The organism is Streptomyces sp. NPDC041968 (genome assembly GCF_055589025.1).
On record NZ_JBVJCB010000020.1, the window covers coordinates 25,630 to 41,393 of the forward strand.

Consider the following 15,764-nt stretch of genomic DNA (forward strand, 5'->3'; position numbering starts at 1 on the left):
TTCTGACTCCGTTGGCCTGCGCCGCGATTCCGGAGACGAGGTGAGACCCTGCTCGCGCCTCGGGTTCAGTTGCCTCCGGCCTCCTGCGCGTTGCGCCAGATCTGCAGGTCGACGGTGACGTAGGAGCCGGGGTCGCTCTCACTCGACTTGCCGCGGTAGGTGGCCACCGCCACATGGCCCGCGTCGCTGAGGACGCAGATCTGCGATCCCTGGGTGAGCTGGGTGAGGTCGATCTTCTCGGTGTAGCGCGTCTCCGTGCGGCAGGTCTCCAGGGAGCCCTTCTGTGCGTTGTTCAGCAGGACGAGCTTCCCGTTGTCGGTGCCGATCGACGACTCGTCCAGGAAGTTGACGACGCTGAAGTAGAGATCCCCGCCGCCGTACGCCGCGTCCTCGCTCTCCACCGGCCGCGGCGGGTTGTCGGCGAGCATGAGCTGGTAGCCGTCCGTCAGATCGATGCCGGTGTACGACACGGGCCGCGGGTCCTTCCTCTGCTGTCCCGCGCCCGGGCTCCCGTCGCCGCCCGCAGGGCTGCTGCTGCCGGCGGGGGCGTTGGCCCCGTTGTTCTCGTCCTTGCCGCCCCCGTCCGACAGCAGGGAGCCGACGACTCCCAGGACGACCAGCGTGCCCACGACCGCCGCGGCCACGATCAGCCCCGTCCGCTTGGACTTCTGGCGCGCCGGCGGCCCGGCGGGATGGTGGGTGACGGGCGGTGGCGTGTGGGGGGCGGGGTGGCCGGGGGCGGGAGTGTGGTGCCCGGGGTAGTGGGGGGCCGGGGTGTGGTGGCCCGGCGCGGGCTGTCCGGGGTGTCCGGGGGGCGGCACCGGACCCACGGCGCCCGGCGCGGCGGGTGTGGCGAACCCGGTCGGCGCGTACGGGTCCACCGTGCCCGGCGGCGGCTGCGGGGGTGAGACCTGGGTCGGCGTCGGAGTGACGGAGGGCTGCGGCGGCGGGGTCCTGGCCGGTTCGGGCAGGCGGAGCCGCTCGGTGATCGATCCGGCGACCGTCCGCGGCAGCCAGTCCTCGCCCTGGCGCAGTGCGGTGGGCGACAGTTCGTGGCACAGCTCGATGATCTCGGTAAGGCTCGGCCGGCCGGCCGGGTCGCGGCTGAGGCAGCGGGTCACCAGCGGCAGCAGCTCCCCCGGCAGCCGGCTGAGGTCGGGGTCCTCGTGGACGATCCGGTAGAGCACCGCGTGCGAGGAGCCTTCACCGTAAGCGGGCGAGCCGATCGCGGCGAAGGCCGCGATCTGTCCCAGGGCGAAGATGTCGGTGGCGGGGGTGACCGTACCGGCCGAAGCCTGCTCGGGCGCCATGAACGCCGGGGTGCCCACGCTGACGCCGGTGCCGGTCAGCGCGGTCGCGTCGGCCGCGCGGGCGATTCCGAAGTCGATCACGCGAGGGCCGTCGGAGGCCAGGAGGACGTTGGCGGGCTTCAGGTCGCGGTGCACGATCCCCGCGCCGTGGATCACGTGGAGCGCCTCGGCCACCCCGACCGTCAGCAGCAGCACGCTGCGCAGCGGCAGCCCTCCGTGCTGGGCCACGGCGTGCGCGAGGGAGGGGCCCGGCACGTAGGCGGTGGCGAGCCAGGGCTGAACTCCGTCGGTGTCGAAATCGATGACCGGCGCCGTGTACAGACCCTGCACCCGCTGGGCGGCTTGGACCTCCTGCTTGAACCGCCGCCGGAACTCGGGCTCCTCGCTGAACTCGGACCGGATCACCTTGAGCGCGATGGGCCGGCCGCCCGGCGTGTAGGAGAGGTACACCTTGCCCATGCCTCCCGTGCCGAGGACGGCGGCCAGGCGGTAGCCGCCCACAACAGCCGGGTCGCCCTCCTGGAGTGGCTTGAAGAGGTCGGCGGAAGGTGTGCTGCTCATGATGAACCATCCCCTGTTTGCGGCAGTCCGGCCCCCGCCGAAGCCGCGAAGCCAAAGGGGAGCGTACCGACTGCCCCTCGGCGTCCCCGACACGTCACGCAACGGTTCCGCTACGAAACCGCCGCACCCGCCGCAAGCCGGTGCCTCGCGCGCCTGCCGGGGTCCCCCAGGCCGGTCAGGAGGGCGAGGGCGTCGCCCGTCGCCGCTCGACGGCCGGGCCGGGCCGGCGTCTTCCCGGCTACTTCCGCCAGGCGGGCACGGGCGGCAGGCGGGCCGGGCGGGTCGACCGTCAGGGCCGGGGCGTCGCTGCGGCCTTGGAGTGCCGCCGCGACGGTGGCGAGTTCCCGTTGCACGAAGGGCGCGGGCCGGTGCGCCGGTTCGTGGCCCGTGGCCGGGTCGGTGTGGTGGTGCACCTCCACCTCGCGCAGCATGCTGCTGACGGCGCCGCGCACGGGGCGCAGTCCCGCGCCGAGCCAGCGCACGGGGACGTCCCAGGCGTCCTGCGGGGCATGAGCCAGGCGGAGACGGAGCGCATCTGGCTCCCCTTCGCCCTGTGGCTCCTCGCGGCCGGCGCGTTCCTCGTGCGCACCGTCCGTGGCTGACGGCGCAGGCGATACTGGCACTCCTGCTCAACCACGCCCTGGCGGCCGGCTGGTGAGCGCTGGGACGGCGGCCGCGCAGCGATCCGGCGCCGGCTGGTGCTCCCGGGGGAGGGGCTCGACTGCCTCCCGGGCGCCGGTCTCTCGGTGCCGTGGCTGCGCCGGGGGCGAGCTGCCGGAGCGGGAGCGGCGGCTTTGAAGGGCGCCTCGTGGAGCCTGTAGCACGGGGTGCGGGCCGGGCCTGCGCGGTCCCGGCCGCGTCGGGCCGGGCCCGGCGTGGTGGTGCCGTCAGCGCCGCAGGCGCAGGGCGGAGACGAGGAAGAAGATCCCGCCGAGGAAGGCGTATCCGGCCAGGGCGGTCAGCGAGGCGTCGTCCTGTGCGGCCTGGGCGACGAAGGAGGCCCCGGCCAGGGTGGAGATGCCGCCGCTGGCGATCATCGGCCACTGTCCTTTCATGCCGCGCCGCAGGACGCCGACGACCAGCTGGACGAGGCCGGCGGTGACGGCCCAGGCGCCCCACAGGCGCAGCACGGCCGGGATGCCGGAAGAGACGGCCGCGGCCAGTCCCACGGCGGTCAGGGTGCTGAGGGCGATGTTCACGTACAGGGCGCGGACCGGTCCGCGGGCGGCCCGCCCGGACCGCACGTCGACGATCGCGCAGGCCACGTCGAACAGCGGATAGGCGATCAGCAGCGCCTTGGTGAGGGGCCCCAGGGTGTCGGCGGCCGTCCACAGCAGGCCGGCCCATACGGCGGCGAACGCGAAGCGCAGGAGGTACAGGCGCCGCAGCGTCACGGCGGCACCCGCCGCCGGCGCGGGGGTGGCGGGGGTGTCGAGGGTGGTGTCCATGAGGATGCCTTTCGGGAAGGAGCGGCACGTTCGCCGCAGCCGGAGTGGGACCAGCCCTCGATGAGGGAGAACGTTCGGTCTCTTTTCATCTAAGGCCGTCCGCGGCCGACCGTCAAGACCGAACGTTCTCCCTCAGGTGGCTGGTACGGTGGACGCCATGAGTGCGAGCACCGGGGGCGCAAGGACGTCCGAGGCGCGGTCACGACTGCTCGGCACGGCGACCCGCATCTTCTACGCCGAGGGGATCCACTCCGTCGGCGTGGACCGGATCGTCGAGGAGGCCCACGTCACCCGGGCCACCCTGTACCGGCACTTCACGGGCAAGGAAGAACTCGTCCTCGCCTACCTCCAGCAGGCCGACCAGGGCATCCGGGGCCAGATCGAGGCGGTGCGCGCCCAAGGGCTGCCGGCCCGCGACACGGTCCTGGCCGTCAGCCGGACGATCACGCAGGGCATCCGGTCCCCCGGCTTTCGCGGGTGCGCCTTCCTGAACGCGGCAGCCGAGTACCCCGACCCGGCCCACCCGGTCCACCAGGCCGTGCTGGCGCACCGGGCGTGGTTCCTGGAGACCGCCGTGGACTTGCTCGCCCAGGCCGGCTGCGCGCCCGCGGACGAGGCGGGCCGGCACTTCGTCATGCTCCGGGACGGCGCCATGGCCGCCGGATGCCTCTTCGACCCCGCGCTCATCTCCGACACGTTCCTGCACGGCGTGGAAGGCATCCTGCCCTCCAGGTGAGAACACCCCTTCCTCGTGCCGCCCCAGGGCGAGCACGACGAGGGCCAGATCCCCGAGAGCGGTGAGCGTGTCCGGGTGGTCCGGGCCCAATGGCGCCTCCCGCTGGGCGAAGACGGAGGGGCGCAGCCGCTCCGCGTCCTCCGGCCGTCCGCGATCCTGTGACAGGGAGGCGAGACTCCTACGACCGGATCGCGGGCACCTTGTCGCTGGTGGGCCCCAGGGCCGGTCGCGGAGCTTCTTCTGCACATCAGTAGCGGTCGTGCTTGGTTCAGGTGGAGTGACGAACCATTCGATGATGTCTGAGCCCGCCAGGCATGGGGGAATTGCGTGACCACGGCCGCCCAAGGACCTCACCATCCAGCAGGATCTGCGCCCGGCGCCGAGGGGGCCCGGTGCTCCTGGAACGGACGGCCACCCATCTGATCGGCAACGCCGTCCGGCACCACCGTCCAGACGGCGTACCTGCGGGTGGTCGACGCCGGCGAGAGCCCGCTCTCTGAGCAGTCAATCGCTTGGAAGTACCGCGCCTGCTCCCCGCCCGTGGACGAACGACGTCGGGCGTGAGTTCAGGGCCTCACCAGTGCCCGGCCGGCCGGTGCCGGCGTCTCCGTACCGGTACAACCTGCCGGTACAACCTCCGTGGCCTGTCCCGAGTCTGAGATGCCGCGATGAGGTGAGGGCCTGCCCCCTCCCCCGAGCCACCCGGCCACGACCGGGCACCGGGATGGCATACGATCCGCATGCCCCACCTAAAGATCCAGTAAGAGGATGTACACGTCATGACTGCCCGTGCCCCCTACCGTTCCCTTCGCGGCATATCCGCCGTTGCCGCCCTGCTCGCGATCGGCGCGGTGGGATGCTCGGACGTCACCGACGCCGTCGACAGCGCCAAGGACGGCGCGAAGAAGGTGGCCCGCCAGCGCTCGGTGTTCTCGCTGGACACCGGTGACTGCTACAACCCGTCCGGCAAGGCCGAGGGGACGGCGTACACCGTCGAGATCGTGCCCTGCGACGAGGCGCACGCAGGCCAGGTCGTGGGCGAGTTCTCGATCGACGAGGGCAAGAAGTACCCCGGCGACGACGGGGTCTCGGCGATCGCGGACACCCGCTGCCCGGTCGAGGCGCAGAAGTACGCCCCGGACACCTGGGCGCTCCCCAAGGGCGCCGAGCTCTTCTACTACACCCCGACCGCGGAGAGCTGGGCGACCGGCGACCGTTCGGTGAGCTGCACCTACACCGCCGGGAAGGGCAAGCTGAGCGGCACGCTGGACACCGCGAAGTCCCTCAAGCCCGAGCAGCTCACGTACCTCAACGGGTCGAACGCGGTCTACGAGGCCCTGTGGGCGAACCAGTCCGAGAAGGACACCGTCGAGGCCGACCTGCCCGGTTACAAGGCGCAGGCCAAGGCCGTCGCGGCCGCACTCCAGGCCCACGTCGAGGGCCTGGACGGCATCGACGGCGCCGAGGTCGGCACGCTCCGTTCGACGCTGGCGAAGGCGGCCGGCGACTGGAAGAAGGCCGCGGACGCCGCCGACGCCGACACGTTCTACGCTGCCTACGACCCGGCGTTCACCGGCATCGACCCGAACAAGTCGGTCGCCGCCCGCAAGGAGCTTGGCCTGGCCACCACCGTCCCGGCCGACGAGGCCGAGGTCTGGGCGGGCTGACACCTCTGAGGGCCGGTCCCCGGTCGGCCGGTCCCCGGTCGGCCGGTGCCCGGCCCCGCTTTACGGGGACGGGCCGGCTCTCGGGGAGAGCCTCCTTCCAGACGGTTGCGGTTCGCCGCCCTTGTACGCAGGGGCACGCGGTCGTCGACGAGGCGCCGGAAGCGAGACACTCCCCAGGTCTGGTGGCAGAGGCCCGCCACGTCCGAGGACGCGATCCCGTCCGCGCGGGTGCACAACTCCGGCGTCTGCGGGGCCCGGCGCTGCGCCTTCGAGCGGGGGCCGCGTGCGCGGTTGCACAGGACGTCGGGGAGCCTCCGAGCGGGCTCCCTCTACGTCATGCCTGATGCCTTCCAACCCCGACCACCGAACGTGTGCCTGTCTGTTTCGTCAGTGCGGCGCTTCCCCGCGGCGCGGGCGCGGGCGGCGAGCGGTGGCCAGGTAGCGGTCGCACGGATCCGCGCCCATGGGGCAGCGCGGGGGGCCGTGTTCGACGGTCGTCAGGCCGGTTCGACGGGCAGCCACAGTTCGCAGGTCGCGGTGGTGAAGTCGTCCGCGCGCTCGAGGATCGCGACGATCGAGGGGCCCGGGCGCAGCCGCCACGGGTTGGAGGGGAACCACTCGGTCGCGGTGGCCGCCCAGGTCGTCTGCAGGGCCTGCGGATGGGGCCCGCTGGTACGGAAGACCGCCCACCTCCCCGCCGGCACCTCGATGGTGTCGAGGTCCTCCGGCGCCTCCGTGTCGTGGGCGAGGGCCACTCCGTGCAGGTAGGTCAGTTCGCTGCCCTGCACGCTGTCGGGGTCGAGGTCGTCGGAGACCTGCAGCAGGCCAACCGGTTCGGTGTCGCCGAGTGCCTTCAGCCGCAGGTGCTCACCTTGCGGCAGGGCGGCGATGTGCCGCTGGATGTGGGGGTTGACGCCCTGGTGGACGAGCGGGACCCGGGCCGCGTGCCCGGCGAGCCGGAACGCGGGCCGGTCGATGAGGCGGGTGTCCATGGGGTTGCTCCCTTCTACGGTCAGGCGGAACCTGAGCTGCGGTTGTGTGCGCAAGGGGCCTCCATCGCGGCGCACCTCGCCGGGGCCGGCGCCATGGACGGCCCGGAACGCGCGTCCGAACGCCTCACCCGAGCCGTATCCGTACCGGACGGCGATGCTCAGCAGATCGTCCTCGTCCCGGACGACGTCGGCGGCGGCGACGGTCATGCGCCGCCGCCGTACGTACTGCGACAGCGGCATGCCCGCCAGCGACGAGAACATCCGGCGCAGGTGGTACTCGGTCGTGCCGAGCGCCGCTGCCAGCCTGCGGACGTCGGGTTCCTCCGCGAGGTGCTCCTCGACGGCATCGACGAGCTGGTTGAGTGCCGAGATCACGAGGCCTCCCTTTCAGATGTCGACCCTGGCAGCAGCCGCCTTGGCCGCGCCCGACCGTTGCGAACCGATTCGATCATCCGCCCGGACAAGCCGGTGGGGTCGTCTTCGCCCGGTGGCAGCCCGCCTCCGGGCGCGCGGGGTCAGCCGATGACGCGCAGTTCGACGTCCGGCCGGCGGTGGCAGGCGTCGCAGAGGGGCCCGACCGGCCATGTGGCCTTGAGCGGCCGTGTTCTGCCACTGTCGACGCAGGTCGCCGTGGATCGGGGCGGCAGGCGTCGCAGTAGGGGGCGCGTCTTTTCCCTTACGGCGCTGGACGGGACGCTGACGGCCGGCGTCGCGGGCGGCGGCGCCCGCGGCTTCGACCACCGTCTGCGAGGGCACGAGGACGACACCCGGGTCCTCGCGCGAGCCCCTCCCGCGGGAGCACCCGGCGGAGAGCGTCGGCCCCCGTGTTCCCCTGGCGGATCAGGCGAAGGCGACGGCCGGCGTGGCGGCAACTGGTGCCAGGTAAAGGACAGGGAAGACGAGTGTCTTCCAGGAGCGGACGTGCACCACCGTGCTGGTCGCCGACGAACACTCAGGGCCCGCGGCCGCTCTCAGTGCGCGGCGCCCTGGGCGGCGGCCAGCACGTTCTCGATGAGGTCGGCGGCGTGCGGGGTGCCGCCCTCGGCCCGGGCCGCGGCCTGCAACCGCTGGGACCGGTCGACGCGTTCGGGATCGGTGACCAGGTCGTGCAGTGCCGTGCGAAGGGTCTCGACGGTGGCGTCAGCGGTGTCCACACGGCGGGCGACGCCGAGTTCCACGAGCCGGTCGGCGTTCATGAACTGTTCGGCTCCCTGCGGCACGGCGATCATGGGAACGCCGGCGAGGAGCCCTTCGCCGCAGCCGCCCATGCCGGCGTGGGTGACGAAGGCGTCGGCCTGTTCCAGGATCGCCCGCTGCGGGATCCAGGAGTGCACTTCGACGTTGGCCGGGAGGGTGCCGAGTTCTTCGGGGTCGGTGTACTTGCCGATCTGGAGTACGACGTGCCAGCCGGGCAGGTCGCCGAAGGCGGCGATGCATTGACGGTAGAACGCGGGTCGGCGTGTGTAGGCCGAGCCGAGCGAGATCAGCAGCACGTGGTCCGCACCGGTCGGGCGGGTCCAGGCGTCCGTGTCCGCTCGGGTGTCGAAGCAGGGGCCGACGAAGGTCACCGTGTCGGTGTCCACTCGATCGGCGTGCGGCTGCATCGCGCGCGGGATCAGCGCGAGGGCCCGGGCGGGCGGGCCGGAGAACGTGTCCACGTCCGTGGTGGTCGCACCGCAGTCGGCGAGCCACCGTGCGAACCTGTCCCGGTACGCGTCGGCGCCCGGCAGCTTCCGCAGATGCGCCGCGACTTCCTCCTGGTAGCCGTCCCAGCCGACGAACGTCGGGGACAGCTGCACGAGGGGGCGGCCCTGCGCTTCGGCGAGGGCGCGCGCGGCATAGGCGCCGATGTCGTAGAGGTACAGGTCGGCCGGATCGTCGTCGTAGGCGGCGCGCAGTTGCGGTAGGGCCTGGACGGCGTCGTCGAGGAAGAGGCTCGCCGCGGCGATGGGATCGGCGGGCCAGTCGTTGTCGGCGACGGGCAGCGTGGAGGTGCAGGGCACCAGCTCCGCGCCGGCGGACCCGATCCGGTCGGCCACGAAGGGGTCGTTGGCGTAGGTGACCCGGTGCCCGCGGTCCACCAGCTCGCGGATGAGCGCGAGGCTGGGCAGGACATGGCTGACGATGGGGACGCCGACCATCGCGATGTGGGCGCGGCGACGGGACACGGGCGATCACTCGTTTCTGGCGCGGCGGTTGCGGGCGGTGTGGCGAGGACGCGGTGTCAGGGCCGGTCGATCTGCGCGGCGGCCCGCTCCAGGTCGGCGACGGTCCCGGACATGATCGTCCGCACGTGTTCGGTGATGTGCCGTACGGGCCAGTCCCACCACGCCACGGCGAGGAGCCGGGCGATGTCCGCTGCGTCGTAGCGGGTGCGGATGAGCCGGGCCGGGTTGCCGCCGACGATGCCGTAGTCGGGGACGTCTGCGGTGACCACGGCGCCGGCGGCGATGATCGCGCCGTGACCGATGGTCACGCCGGGCATGACCGTGGCGCCGTGGCCGAACCACACGTCGTTGCCGACGACCGTGTCGCCCCGGCCGGGCAGGTCGGTGATCAGGTCGAAGTGCTCCGCCCAGGAGCCCCCCATGGTGGGGAACGGAAAGGTGGAAGGACCGTCCATGCGGTGGTTGGCGCCGTTCATGATGAACCGGGTGCCCGTCCCCAGTGCGCAGTACTTGCCGATGACGAGCCGCTCGGGACCGTAGTGGTAGAGGACGTTGCGTGTCTCGAACGCGGTCGGGTCGTCCGGATCGTCGTAGTAGGAGAAGTCACCGACCTCGATCAGCGGCGACTTCACCAGCGGTTTGAGCAGAACTACGCGCGGGTGCTCGGGCATCGGGTGGAGGACGGTGGGGTCAGCGGGAACGGGCGGCATCGTGGAGGTGGTTCCTCTCCGGGTGGACCTGGAGCGTCGTCCTGGTGGGTGCTGGGAGGTGTCCCGCTGGAGGAGCTTGCGGCGGTACATCTTCCGGCCAAGGCGGTTGTCGTCGTCAACTGCTTTTCGTGGATGCCGCGTTCGAGGTGGTGACCGCGTCCGGATCGGTGGAACGTCGCGGGACCGCGGAGCTTTGCGCGGGCCTGGCACCGGCCAGCCACAGGCCGGTGAACACGGCGGTGGCCAGTGTGACGGCGCCGGCCGCGACGAAGGCGCTGTTGAGGCCGGTCTCGAAGGAGGCGCCGCCGGATTGCCCGGTGCGCACGACAGCTCCGAGTACCGCCACGCCGAGCACCGCGCCGATCTGCCGGGTGGTGCTGCTGATGCCCGAGGCGAGGCCGCCTTCCTGCGGGCTGACTGCTTGGATGGCGGCTCCCGTCAGTGGGGACAGGGTCAGGGCGAAGCCGGTGCCGACGGCTCCCAGCCGCCAGCACACGTGCGCGTAACCGGTGTCGGCGTGCACCATGCCGAGCGCCAGCAGTCCCAGGCCGGCCAGGGCCAGGCCGGTGGTGACCACGGTGCGGAAGCCGTACCGGGAGGCGAGCCGAGCCGCGTAGGGGCTGACGATCACCATGGCGAGGGACACCGGCAGGGTCTGCAGGCCGGCGCGCAGGATCGAGCTGCCCTGTACGTACACGAAGAACTGGGAGAAGAAGAACGACGAACCCATGAGCGCGAACCCCACCACGGTCATGGCGGTGTTGGACACGGTGAACAGGCGCTGCCGGAACAGCCGCAGCGGCAGCATCGGAGCGCAACGGCGCGCCTCGACGGCGACGAAGGCGGCGAGGAGGAACACCGCGGCGGTGAAGGCGCCCAGGATCACCGGGGACGTCCAGCCGCGGGCACCGCCCTCGATCAGCCCGTAGGCCAGCGCTCCCACCCCCAGGACGGACAGCACCGTGCCCGGGATGTCGATCGCGGGGGCGGCCGGGTTGCGGGTCTCCTCGAGGCTGCTCAGACCGGCCAGCAGAAGGGCCACGCCGATGGGCACGTTGACCAGGAAGATGGCGGGCCAGCCGAAGGCGTCCGTCAGGACGCCGCCGGCCACGGGGCCTGCGGCCAGACCGATTCCGCTGAGTCCGGCCCACAGCCCGATCGCCTTGATACGTTCGCGCGGCACGGGATGGGCGGCGGCGAGCAGGGCGAGCGAGGCAGGGCTCAGTGCCGCGGCCCCGATGCCCTGCAGCACCCGGCCGGCGATCAGCCAGCCGAGCGAGGGCGCGAGGGCGCACACCACCGACGCGGCGGTGAACACCGCCACGCCGGTCAGGTACACCCGCTTGCGGCCGAACCGGTCGGCGAAGACACCGCCGGACAACAGCAGCATGGCGACCAGCAGGACGTACGCGTCGACGATCCACTGCAGACCGGTCAACTGAGTGTGCAGCCGGTGCTGCATATCGGGCAGTGCCGCTCCGACGATCGTGTTGTCGAGCAGGACCATGAACTGGCCCAGGCAGGTCACCGTGAGCAGCACAGCCCGGTTCGATCGGCTGCCTGTGGTCGCTGGCGGTGCAGCCATGGGGTCCCCCTCGATCGGTAGTTGTGCCCGGCCGCTTGCGACGCAGGTGGCGAGAGGCCGAGCACCCTAAAGCAGCCGCTGACTGCTTTAGGGGACTATAGGGACGGTCGCCTCGCAAACGCAAGTGATGACTGCGTTAAGGTGGGGGCATGAACGAGCGACAGCGAGCCCGGCGGCCCGGCGGGCGCAGCGCCCGCGTCGGCGCGCAGGTGCACCAGGCCGTCACCGAACTGATCAGTGAGCGCGGCTACGGCAGCTTCACCGTCGGCGAGGTCGCGGCCCGCGCAGGCGTAGCCGACAGCAGCATCTACCGCCGGTGGGGCAACCTGGAAACCCTGCTCACCGACGTGGCACTCACCCGCCTCAACACGCAGTCGCCGATGCCCGACACCGGGAGCCTGGCCGGCGACCTGCGCACCTACGCGGCCCAAGTGGCCCGCGAGATCACCGGACCCGAGGGGCCGGCGGTGCTGCACCTGGCCGTCGCCCTGTCGAGCAGCGGTCAGCAGGGCATGCGGGCTGGTGGAGACCTCCGCGCCGAACGCACCCGCCAGCTGCAGTCCATGCTCGATCGCGCCCGCGACCGTGGCGAGCGCGCACCCGACGCGTTCGACGTGCTGGACCACATCCTGGCCCCGATGTACATCCGCGTCCTGTTCGGCATGGTCCCGCTCACCCCGGACTACATCGACGGGCTGGTCGACCGCTTGCTGTGACCTCGAACCGGCCCCCGGGAACGTGCACGTCCTGGTTCCCTTCCTAGGGCGAGTAGATGATCAGCGCCGTGGTCGGCACGAACGTGGCCAGGGCGCTGAGCCACCAGTAGGTCCGTGAGGTGAGCGAACTCCGTCGGGCCAGAGCGCGGTTCACGGACAGCCACAGCAGGACGTACGGGACGACGACGACGGCCGCGATCGGCAGCCAGAGGACCATGGGGTCGTTGTCCGTCGCCTCGGGACCGCTCGTCCAGCTCGCCGCGAGGAACCACAGGATCCAGATCGGTATGACCCCGGGGACGCCCAGAAGCACGTTCGCCCCCAGGGCCGCCTGCCACCGTCCGGTCATCGGTCCAGCCTTCCGTCGTTCGCCGCGTCGCCAGGCGCGCGACAGCGCGTTGTACTGCTCCGGGACGTGGTGGAGGCCCAGCAGCGAAGGGTGGCATCCTCCGGCCCCGCCGGCCGTGATCTGCCGGCCGCGTGGCGCCGGCCGTGCCCTGGATGCCGTCGGGGCGGGCCCTTCCGCAGTGCCGGGCCGTCCTTGGAGCGGGGGCCGGTGCGGTGTCCCGTGCGCCGGGGCACCGCACCGGGTGGGTTCAGCCGGCGGGGCTCAGCACTCGGGTACGCCGTCGATCCAGTTGGAGGCGTTGTCGATGTAGTAGCTCGACATGTAGCCGCGCTCGCCGTGGGTCGGCATGACCCACAGCCAGTACGGGTTGCCGCCCACGGACTCGATGCCGTACGTCTGGCAGTACACGTAGACCGCCTCGGGGGCGCTGACCTGGTTGACGATGCGGAAGCAGTTGACCGTGCCCGGCCGGAGCTGGCATTCCTCGCCGCCGGTGCGGAGGTTGACGCCCGACGCCCACACGCCGTACCAGCCGGCGCCGTGTCCGTCGGCGTGCGCGGTGCCCGCCGCGCCGGTGAGGGTGCCGGTGGCGGCGAGGGCGGTCGCGCCGATGACGGTGGCGGCACGCGTGCGCAGGCCGGAGGCGATGCGCCCGGCGAGGCTCGTCCTGCTCGTCGCCTTCGCCGCCGCCGCCGTCGTCGTCGTCTTCGTCGTTGGCTTCGTCGTTGGCTTCGTGGAAAGGGAGGTCATTGGTTCCTCTGTCCTGTCTGGGGCGCGGTCGCCGGGACCGCGAACGGGATGGTGGCGCAGGGAGTGCGCGCGGGGCGGGCGGGGTCAGTACCAGCCGGTGCAGGCGATCGTTCCGCCCTTGCCGTTGGTGCCGCAGGCGCGCATCACCAGGCCGTTGTCGTTCCACTGGGTGGTGTACGCGTCGCCGCCGGAGGTGACGGTGGTGTAGCCGAGCATCGGCTCCCACGTCTCGCCGCCGTCGCTGCTGCGGTCGACCCAGATCTCGTCGCCGACCGTGCCGCCGATGATGCGGCCCCAGGCGCACGCGGTCGTGCCGTTGTAGCGCAGCTCGACGGTGCGGCCCCACACGGTGGCCGACTTGGCGGTCCAGGCGCCCGTGGAGTTCGGCTCGGTGCCGTCGCCGCAGGACGTGTTCGAGTCGGCGCCGTCCAGCGTGCCCCCGATGGCCGCGTACTGACCGCAGGACGGTACGCCCGGCATGATCGCGGGGCCTTGCAGGAACAGGTTGCTCACCCAGCTGCGGTAGTCCGGCAGGTAGGTCCAGACGTTGTTGACCATGCCGTCGACGGTGACCCGTTCGCCGACCCGCTGGCACAGCGCGCGGACGGCGACGGAGATGCCGTTGCCGTTCTGCCACTTGACCGGGCTGCCGGTGTGGGAGTCCTCGCGCAGGTTGGGCTGGCCCCACGTCTTCACGTGCTGGCCGAGCCCGTCGTACTCCCAGACCGGGAACACCCCGCCGGTGTGCGGCCGGAACGCGCCCTGGTAGCGGTCCCAGCGGGCGTCGGCGACCCGGACGACGTCACCGGAGTTGGGGGCCTCGACGACCTTGCCGTCGCCGAGGTAGAGCGCGACGTGCGTGATGCTCGTACCGAAGTAGAGGATGTCGCCGGGCAGCAGCGGGGCCTCGCCCTGTTCCTTGGTGAACTTCGTGTGCGCGTAGCCCGGGTTCTGCCAGGTGGACTGCGTGGTGCGCTCGCTGACGATGTCCTGCCGGGTCGCCTTGTACCAGGCCCAGCGCACCAGTCCGATGCAGTCGAAGCTCCAGAGCTTGGGGTCTCCGTACGAGCGTGGGTCGGTCGGGTCGATCATGCCCTGGCTGGGGCCGGGCAGGCCCTGGGCGTGGCCGCCACCCCAGGCGTAACTCCAGCCCACGTAGCGGCAGGCGACCTCCACCGCGTCCTCGGCGGTGGCGCTCGCCCCCGCCTTCAGCGGGGCGCAGGCGTCGGCGGCCCGGCCGGCGGCGGGGGTGGTGGCGGGGGTGGTGGTCCGGCCGGCGGCGGGGGTGGTGGCGGCCCTGGTCTCGGGGGCCGCCGCCGGTGTCGCCGTGGCGGCGGTCGCCGTCGTGGCCGGCAGGCCCAGACAGGCCGCCGCCATGACCGCGGCGAGCAGCAGTCTCAACGGGCGCCCGCGGTCCAGGGGTCTTCGGCCACGGTCACCGCGCTCACTTGGTCTCATCTCGTTTTCCCCGGTTCCTCATCGTGTGTCGGCGTGCCCGGGCGTGCGTCGTGGCGGCCCGGACGGGCCCAGCAAAGCGCCGCCGGGCCAGAGCTTTGTCCCGCAGGACAATCCGTGGACAATTGGCGGACAAAAGTCGGCCGTCCGGGGCCGGGCACAGTCGGGGGACTTCGTCATGGGCAGGCACGAACAGCCTCTCGACCCGAGAGGCGGGCCGCTCGCGCTCTTCGCTCGGGACCTGCGCGGGCTGCGGCGCGCCGCCGGTTCGCCGTCGTACCAGCGTCTTGCCGCACGGACCCATTTCGCCGCCTCGACGCTGGCCGCGGCGGCGGGCGGCAAGCGGCTGCCGAGCGCCGCGGTCCTCGCCGCCTATGTGGCGGCGTGCGGCGGTGACGTGGCGACGTGGGAGACGCGCCGCCGCGCCCTGTCCGCGGAACTCGCCCAACGCGCGGAGCTCTCGGGGCTGTCGGAGGCCGCGGAAGCCGCCCGACTCGCGGAGCTGTCGGAGGTCGCTGAAGTCGCGGGGCCGTCCGGGGCCGCCCCGGTGTCCGGCGCACCGGCGCAGCTCCCGCCTCCCCGCAACGCGGCGCAGGGCCCGTCCGGGGCGGGTCCCGCGCGGGACGCGCCCGCGGTGGTGTTCCTGGGCCGGCGGCACCTCCTGCGCCGCGCCGTCGGCATCACGGGAGCCGCGCTGCTGCTCGCGACCACGGGGGCCGCGTCCGCGCCCCGGGGCGACGCCGAAACCCGGGCGCTCGACTCGTGGTTCGCCCGCGACGCCGGCATCCCCGCCCGCTACCGGCGCGCGATCGTGGCGGCGGGCACCGCCTGCGCTGCGCCGCAGGTCTCGCCCGCCCTCGTCGCGGCGATGCTGAAGACCGAGAGCGACTTCGACCCGCAGCTGAGCGATCCCGCCGCGGACGAGTACGGCATCGCCCGCTGGACCCCCCGCGTGCTGCGGTACTACCTCCCGGAAGGCCGGCAGGACCATGTCCCCCGGCCTCCGCTCGACGCGGAGACGTCCATCGCGGCCCTCGGCCGGATGCTGTGCACGCTGGCACCGCAGCTGGAGGGCGTCGCCGGGGACCCCGCCCTCAACCTCGCCGCGGCCTACCGCACCGCTACCTGGGTGGTGCAGAAGGAGAACGGCATCCCGGACCGCATACGTCCCTACACCGACCGGGTCCGCTCCCACCTCCTGCGGTACGCGCCCGAGCGCGGCGTGTGCCTGCCGTACGCCACGGCGGAGAGTTCCTACCCGGCCCCCTGCGGGAGGGCGGTGGCGGGCTCTCCCGCCGCATGACCTCGCCTTTAGGC

Annotated in this window: 14 protein-coding genes and 1 pseudogene; 4 read left to right on the top strand and 11 right to left on the bottom strand. The window is 72.5% G+C overall.

Features of this window, described 5'->3' with window-relative positions:
- Positions 1 to 65: 65 nt before the first annotated feature.
- The 3 genes from ACZ6EG_RS33415 to ACZ6EG_RS33425 form a co-directional block, all read right to left on the bottom strand.
- Positions 66 to 1,871 (bottom strand): serine/threonine-protein kinase, encoded by a 1,806-nt coding sequence (locus ACZ6EG_RS33415; RefSeq protein ID WP_469610298.1) that lies wholly within the window; start codon positions 1,869 to 1,871, stop codon positions 66 to 68.
- Positions 1,872 to 1,981: 110 nt separating this feature from the next.
- Positions 1,982 to 2,353, bottom strand: a complete 372-nt coding sequence (locus tag ACZ6EG_RS33420; protein WP_469610382.1) for a DinB family protein — start codon at positions 2,351 to 2,353, stop codon at positions 1,982 to 1,984.
- A gap of 405 nt (positions 2,354 to 2,758) precedes the next feature.
- Positions 2,759 to 3,319 carry a hypothetical protein gene (locus tag ACZ6EG_RS33425; RefSeq protein WP_391972030.1) on the bottom strand — a complete coding sequence of 187 codons (561 nt, stop codon included), beginning with the start codon at positions 3,317 to 3,319 and terminating at the stop codon, positions 2,759 to 2,761.
- 157 nt (positions 3,320 to 3,476) lie between these two features.
- Between ACZ6EG_RS33425 and ACZ6EG_RS33430 the strand changes: the two genes are divergently transcribed.
- Positions 3,477 to 4,055 (top strand): TetR/AcrR family transcriptional regulator, encoded by a 579-nt coding sequence (locus ACZ6EG_RS33430; RefSeq protein ID WP_391972031.1) that lies wholly within the window; start codon positions 3,477 to 3,479, stop codon positions 4,053 to 4,055.
- A gap of 69 nt (positions 4,056 to 4,124) precedes the next feature.
- Here the strand turns inward: ACZ6EG_RS33430 and ACZ6EG_RS33435 are convergent.
- A pseudogene (locus ACZ6EG_RS33435) lies at positions 4,125 to 4,301 on the bottom strand (tetratricopeptide repeat protein); the annotation flags it as partial.
- A 533-nt stretch (positions 4,302 to 4,834) separates the two neighbouring features.
- On the opposite strand from ACZ6EG_RS33435, the gene ACZ6EG_RS33440 reads away from it, so the two are divergent.
- Positions 4,835 to 5,722 (top strand): septum formation family protein, encoded by an 888-nt coding sequence (locus ACZ6EG_RS33440; RefSeq protein WP_469610301.1) that lies wholly within the window; start codon positions 4,835 to 4,837, stop codon positions 5,720 to 5,722.
- Between the two features lie 497 nt (positions 5,723 to 6,219).
- Here ACZ6EG_RS33440 and ACZ6EG_RS33445 read toward each other — a convergent pair whose 3' ends face one another.
- From ACZ6EG_RS33445 to ACZ6EG_RS33460, 4 genes are all read right to left on the bottom strand, one after another.
- A complete protein-coding gene (locus ACZ6EG_RS33445; RefSeq protein WP_469610304.1) occupies positions 6,220 to 7,089 on the bottom strand; it encodes an AraC family transcriptional regulator in 870 nt (289 codons plus the stop codon).
- Between the two features lie 596 nt (positions 7,090 to 7,685).
- Positions 7,686 to 8,855: a macrolide family glycosyltransferase gene (locus ACZ6EG_RS33450; RefSeq protein ID WP_469610375.1), complete on the bottom strand. Its 1,170-nt coding sequence runs from the start codon at positions 8,853 to 8,855 to the stop codon at positions 7,686 to 7,688.
- 83 nt (positions 8,856 to 8,938) lie between these two features.
- On the bottom strand, positions 8,939 to 9,592 hold the full coding sequence (locus ACZ6EG_RS33455; RefSeq protein ID WP_469610307.1) for a CatB-related O-acetyltransferase: 654 nt from the start codon (positions 9,590 to 9,592) through the stop codon (positions 8,939 to 8,941).
- Between the two features lie 115 nt (positions 9,593 to 9,707).
- The gene (locus ACZ6EG_RS33460; RefSeq protein ID WP_391972035.1) at positions 9,708 to 11,177 is read right to left on the bottom strand and encodes an MFS transporter; all 1,470 of its coding nucleotides are present in this window, start codon (positions 11,175 to 11,177) and stop codon (positions 9,708 to 9,710) included.
- Between the two features lie 149 nt (positions 11,178 to 11,326).
- Between ACZ6EG_RS33460 and ACZ6EG_RS33465 the strand changes: the two genes are divergently transcribed.
- Positions 11,327 to 11,893, top strand: a complete 567-nt coding sequence (locus tag ACZ6EG_RS33465) for a TetR/AcrR family transcriptional regulator (RefSeq protein WP_469610311.1) — start codon at positions 11,327 to 11,329, stop codon at positions 11,891 to 11,893.
- Between the two features lie 43 nt (positions 11,894 to 11,936).
- On the opposite strand, the gene ACZ6EG_RS33470 is transcribed toward ACZ6EG_RS33465, so the two are convergent.
- The 3 genes from ACZ6EG_RS33470 to ACZ6EG_RS33480 form a co-directional block, all read right to left on the bottom strand.
- On the bottom strand, positions 11,937 to 12,242 hold the full coding sequence (locus ACZ6EG_RS33470; RefSeq protein ID WP_391972037.1) for a hypothetical protein: 306 nt from the start codon (positions 12,240 to 12,242) through the stop codon (positions 11,937 to 11,939).
- 261 nt (positions 12,243 to 12,503) lie between these two features.
- Positions 12,504 to 12,992: a hypothetical protein gene (locus tag ACZ6EG_RS33475; RefSeq protein ID WP_469610315.1), complete on the bottom strand. Its 489-nt coding sequence runs from the start codon at positions 12,990 to 12,992 to the stop codon at positions 12,504 to 12,506.
- A gap of 84 nt (positions 12,993 to 13,076) precedes the next feature.
- Positions 13,077 to 14,450, bottom strand: coding sequence for an NlpC/P60 family protein (locus ACZ6EG_RS33480; RefSeq protein ID WP_469610318.1), 1,374 nt, complete (start codon positions 14,448 to 14,450; stop codon positions 13,077 to 13,079).
- A gap of 175 nt (positions 14,451 to 14,625) precedes the next feature.
- Here ACZ6EG_RS33480 and ACZ6EG_RS33485 point away from each other — a divergent pair, with 175 nt between their 5' ends.
- On the top strand, positions 14,626 to 15,750 hold the full coding sequence (locus tag ACZ6EG_RS33485) for a hypothetical protein (protein ID WP_391972040.1): 1,125 nt from the start codon (positions 14,626 to 14,628) through the stop codon (positions 15,748 to 15,750).
- Positions 15,751 to 15,764: the final 14 nt, after the last annotated feature.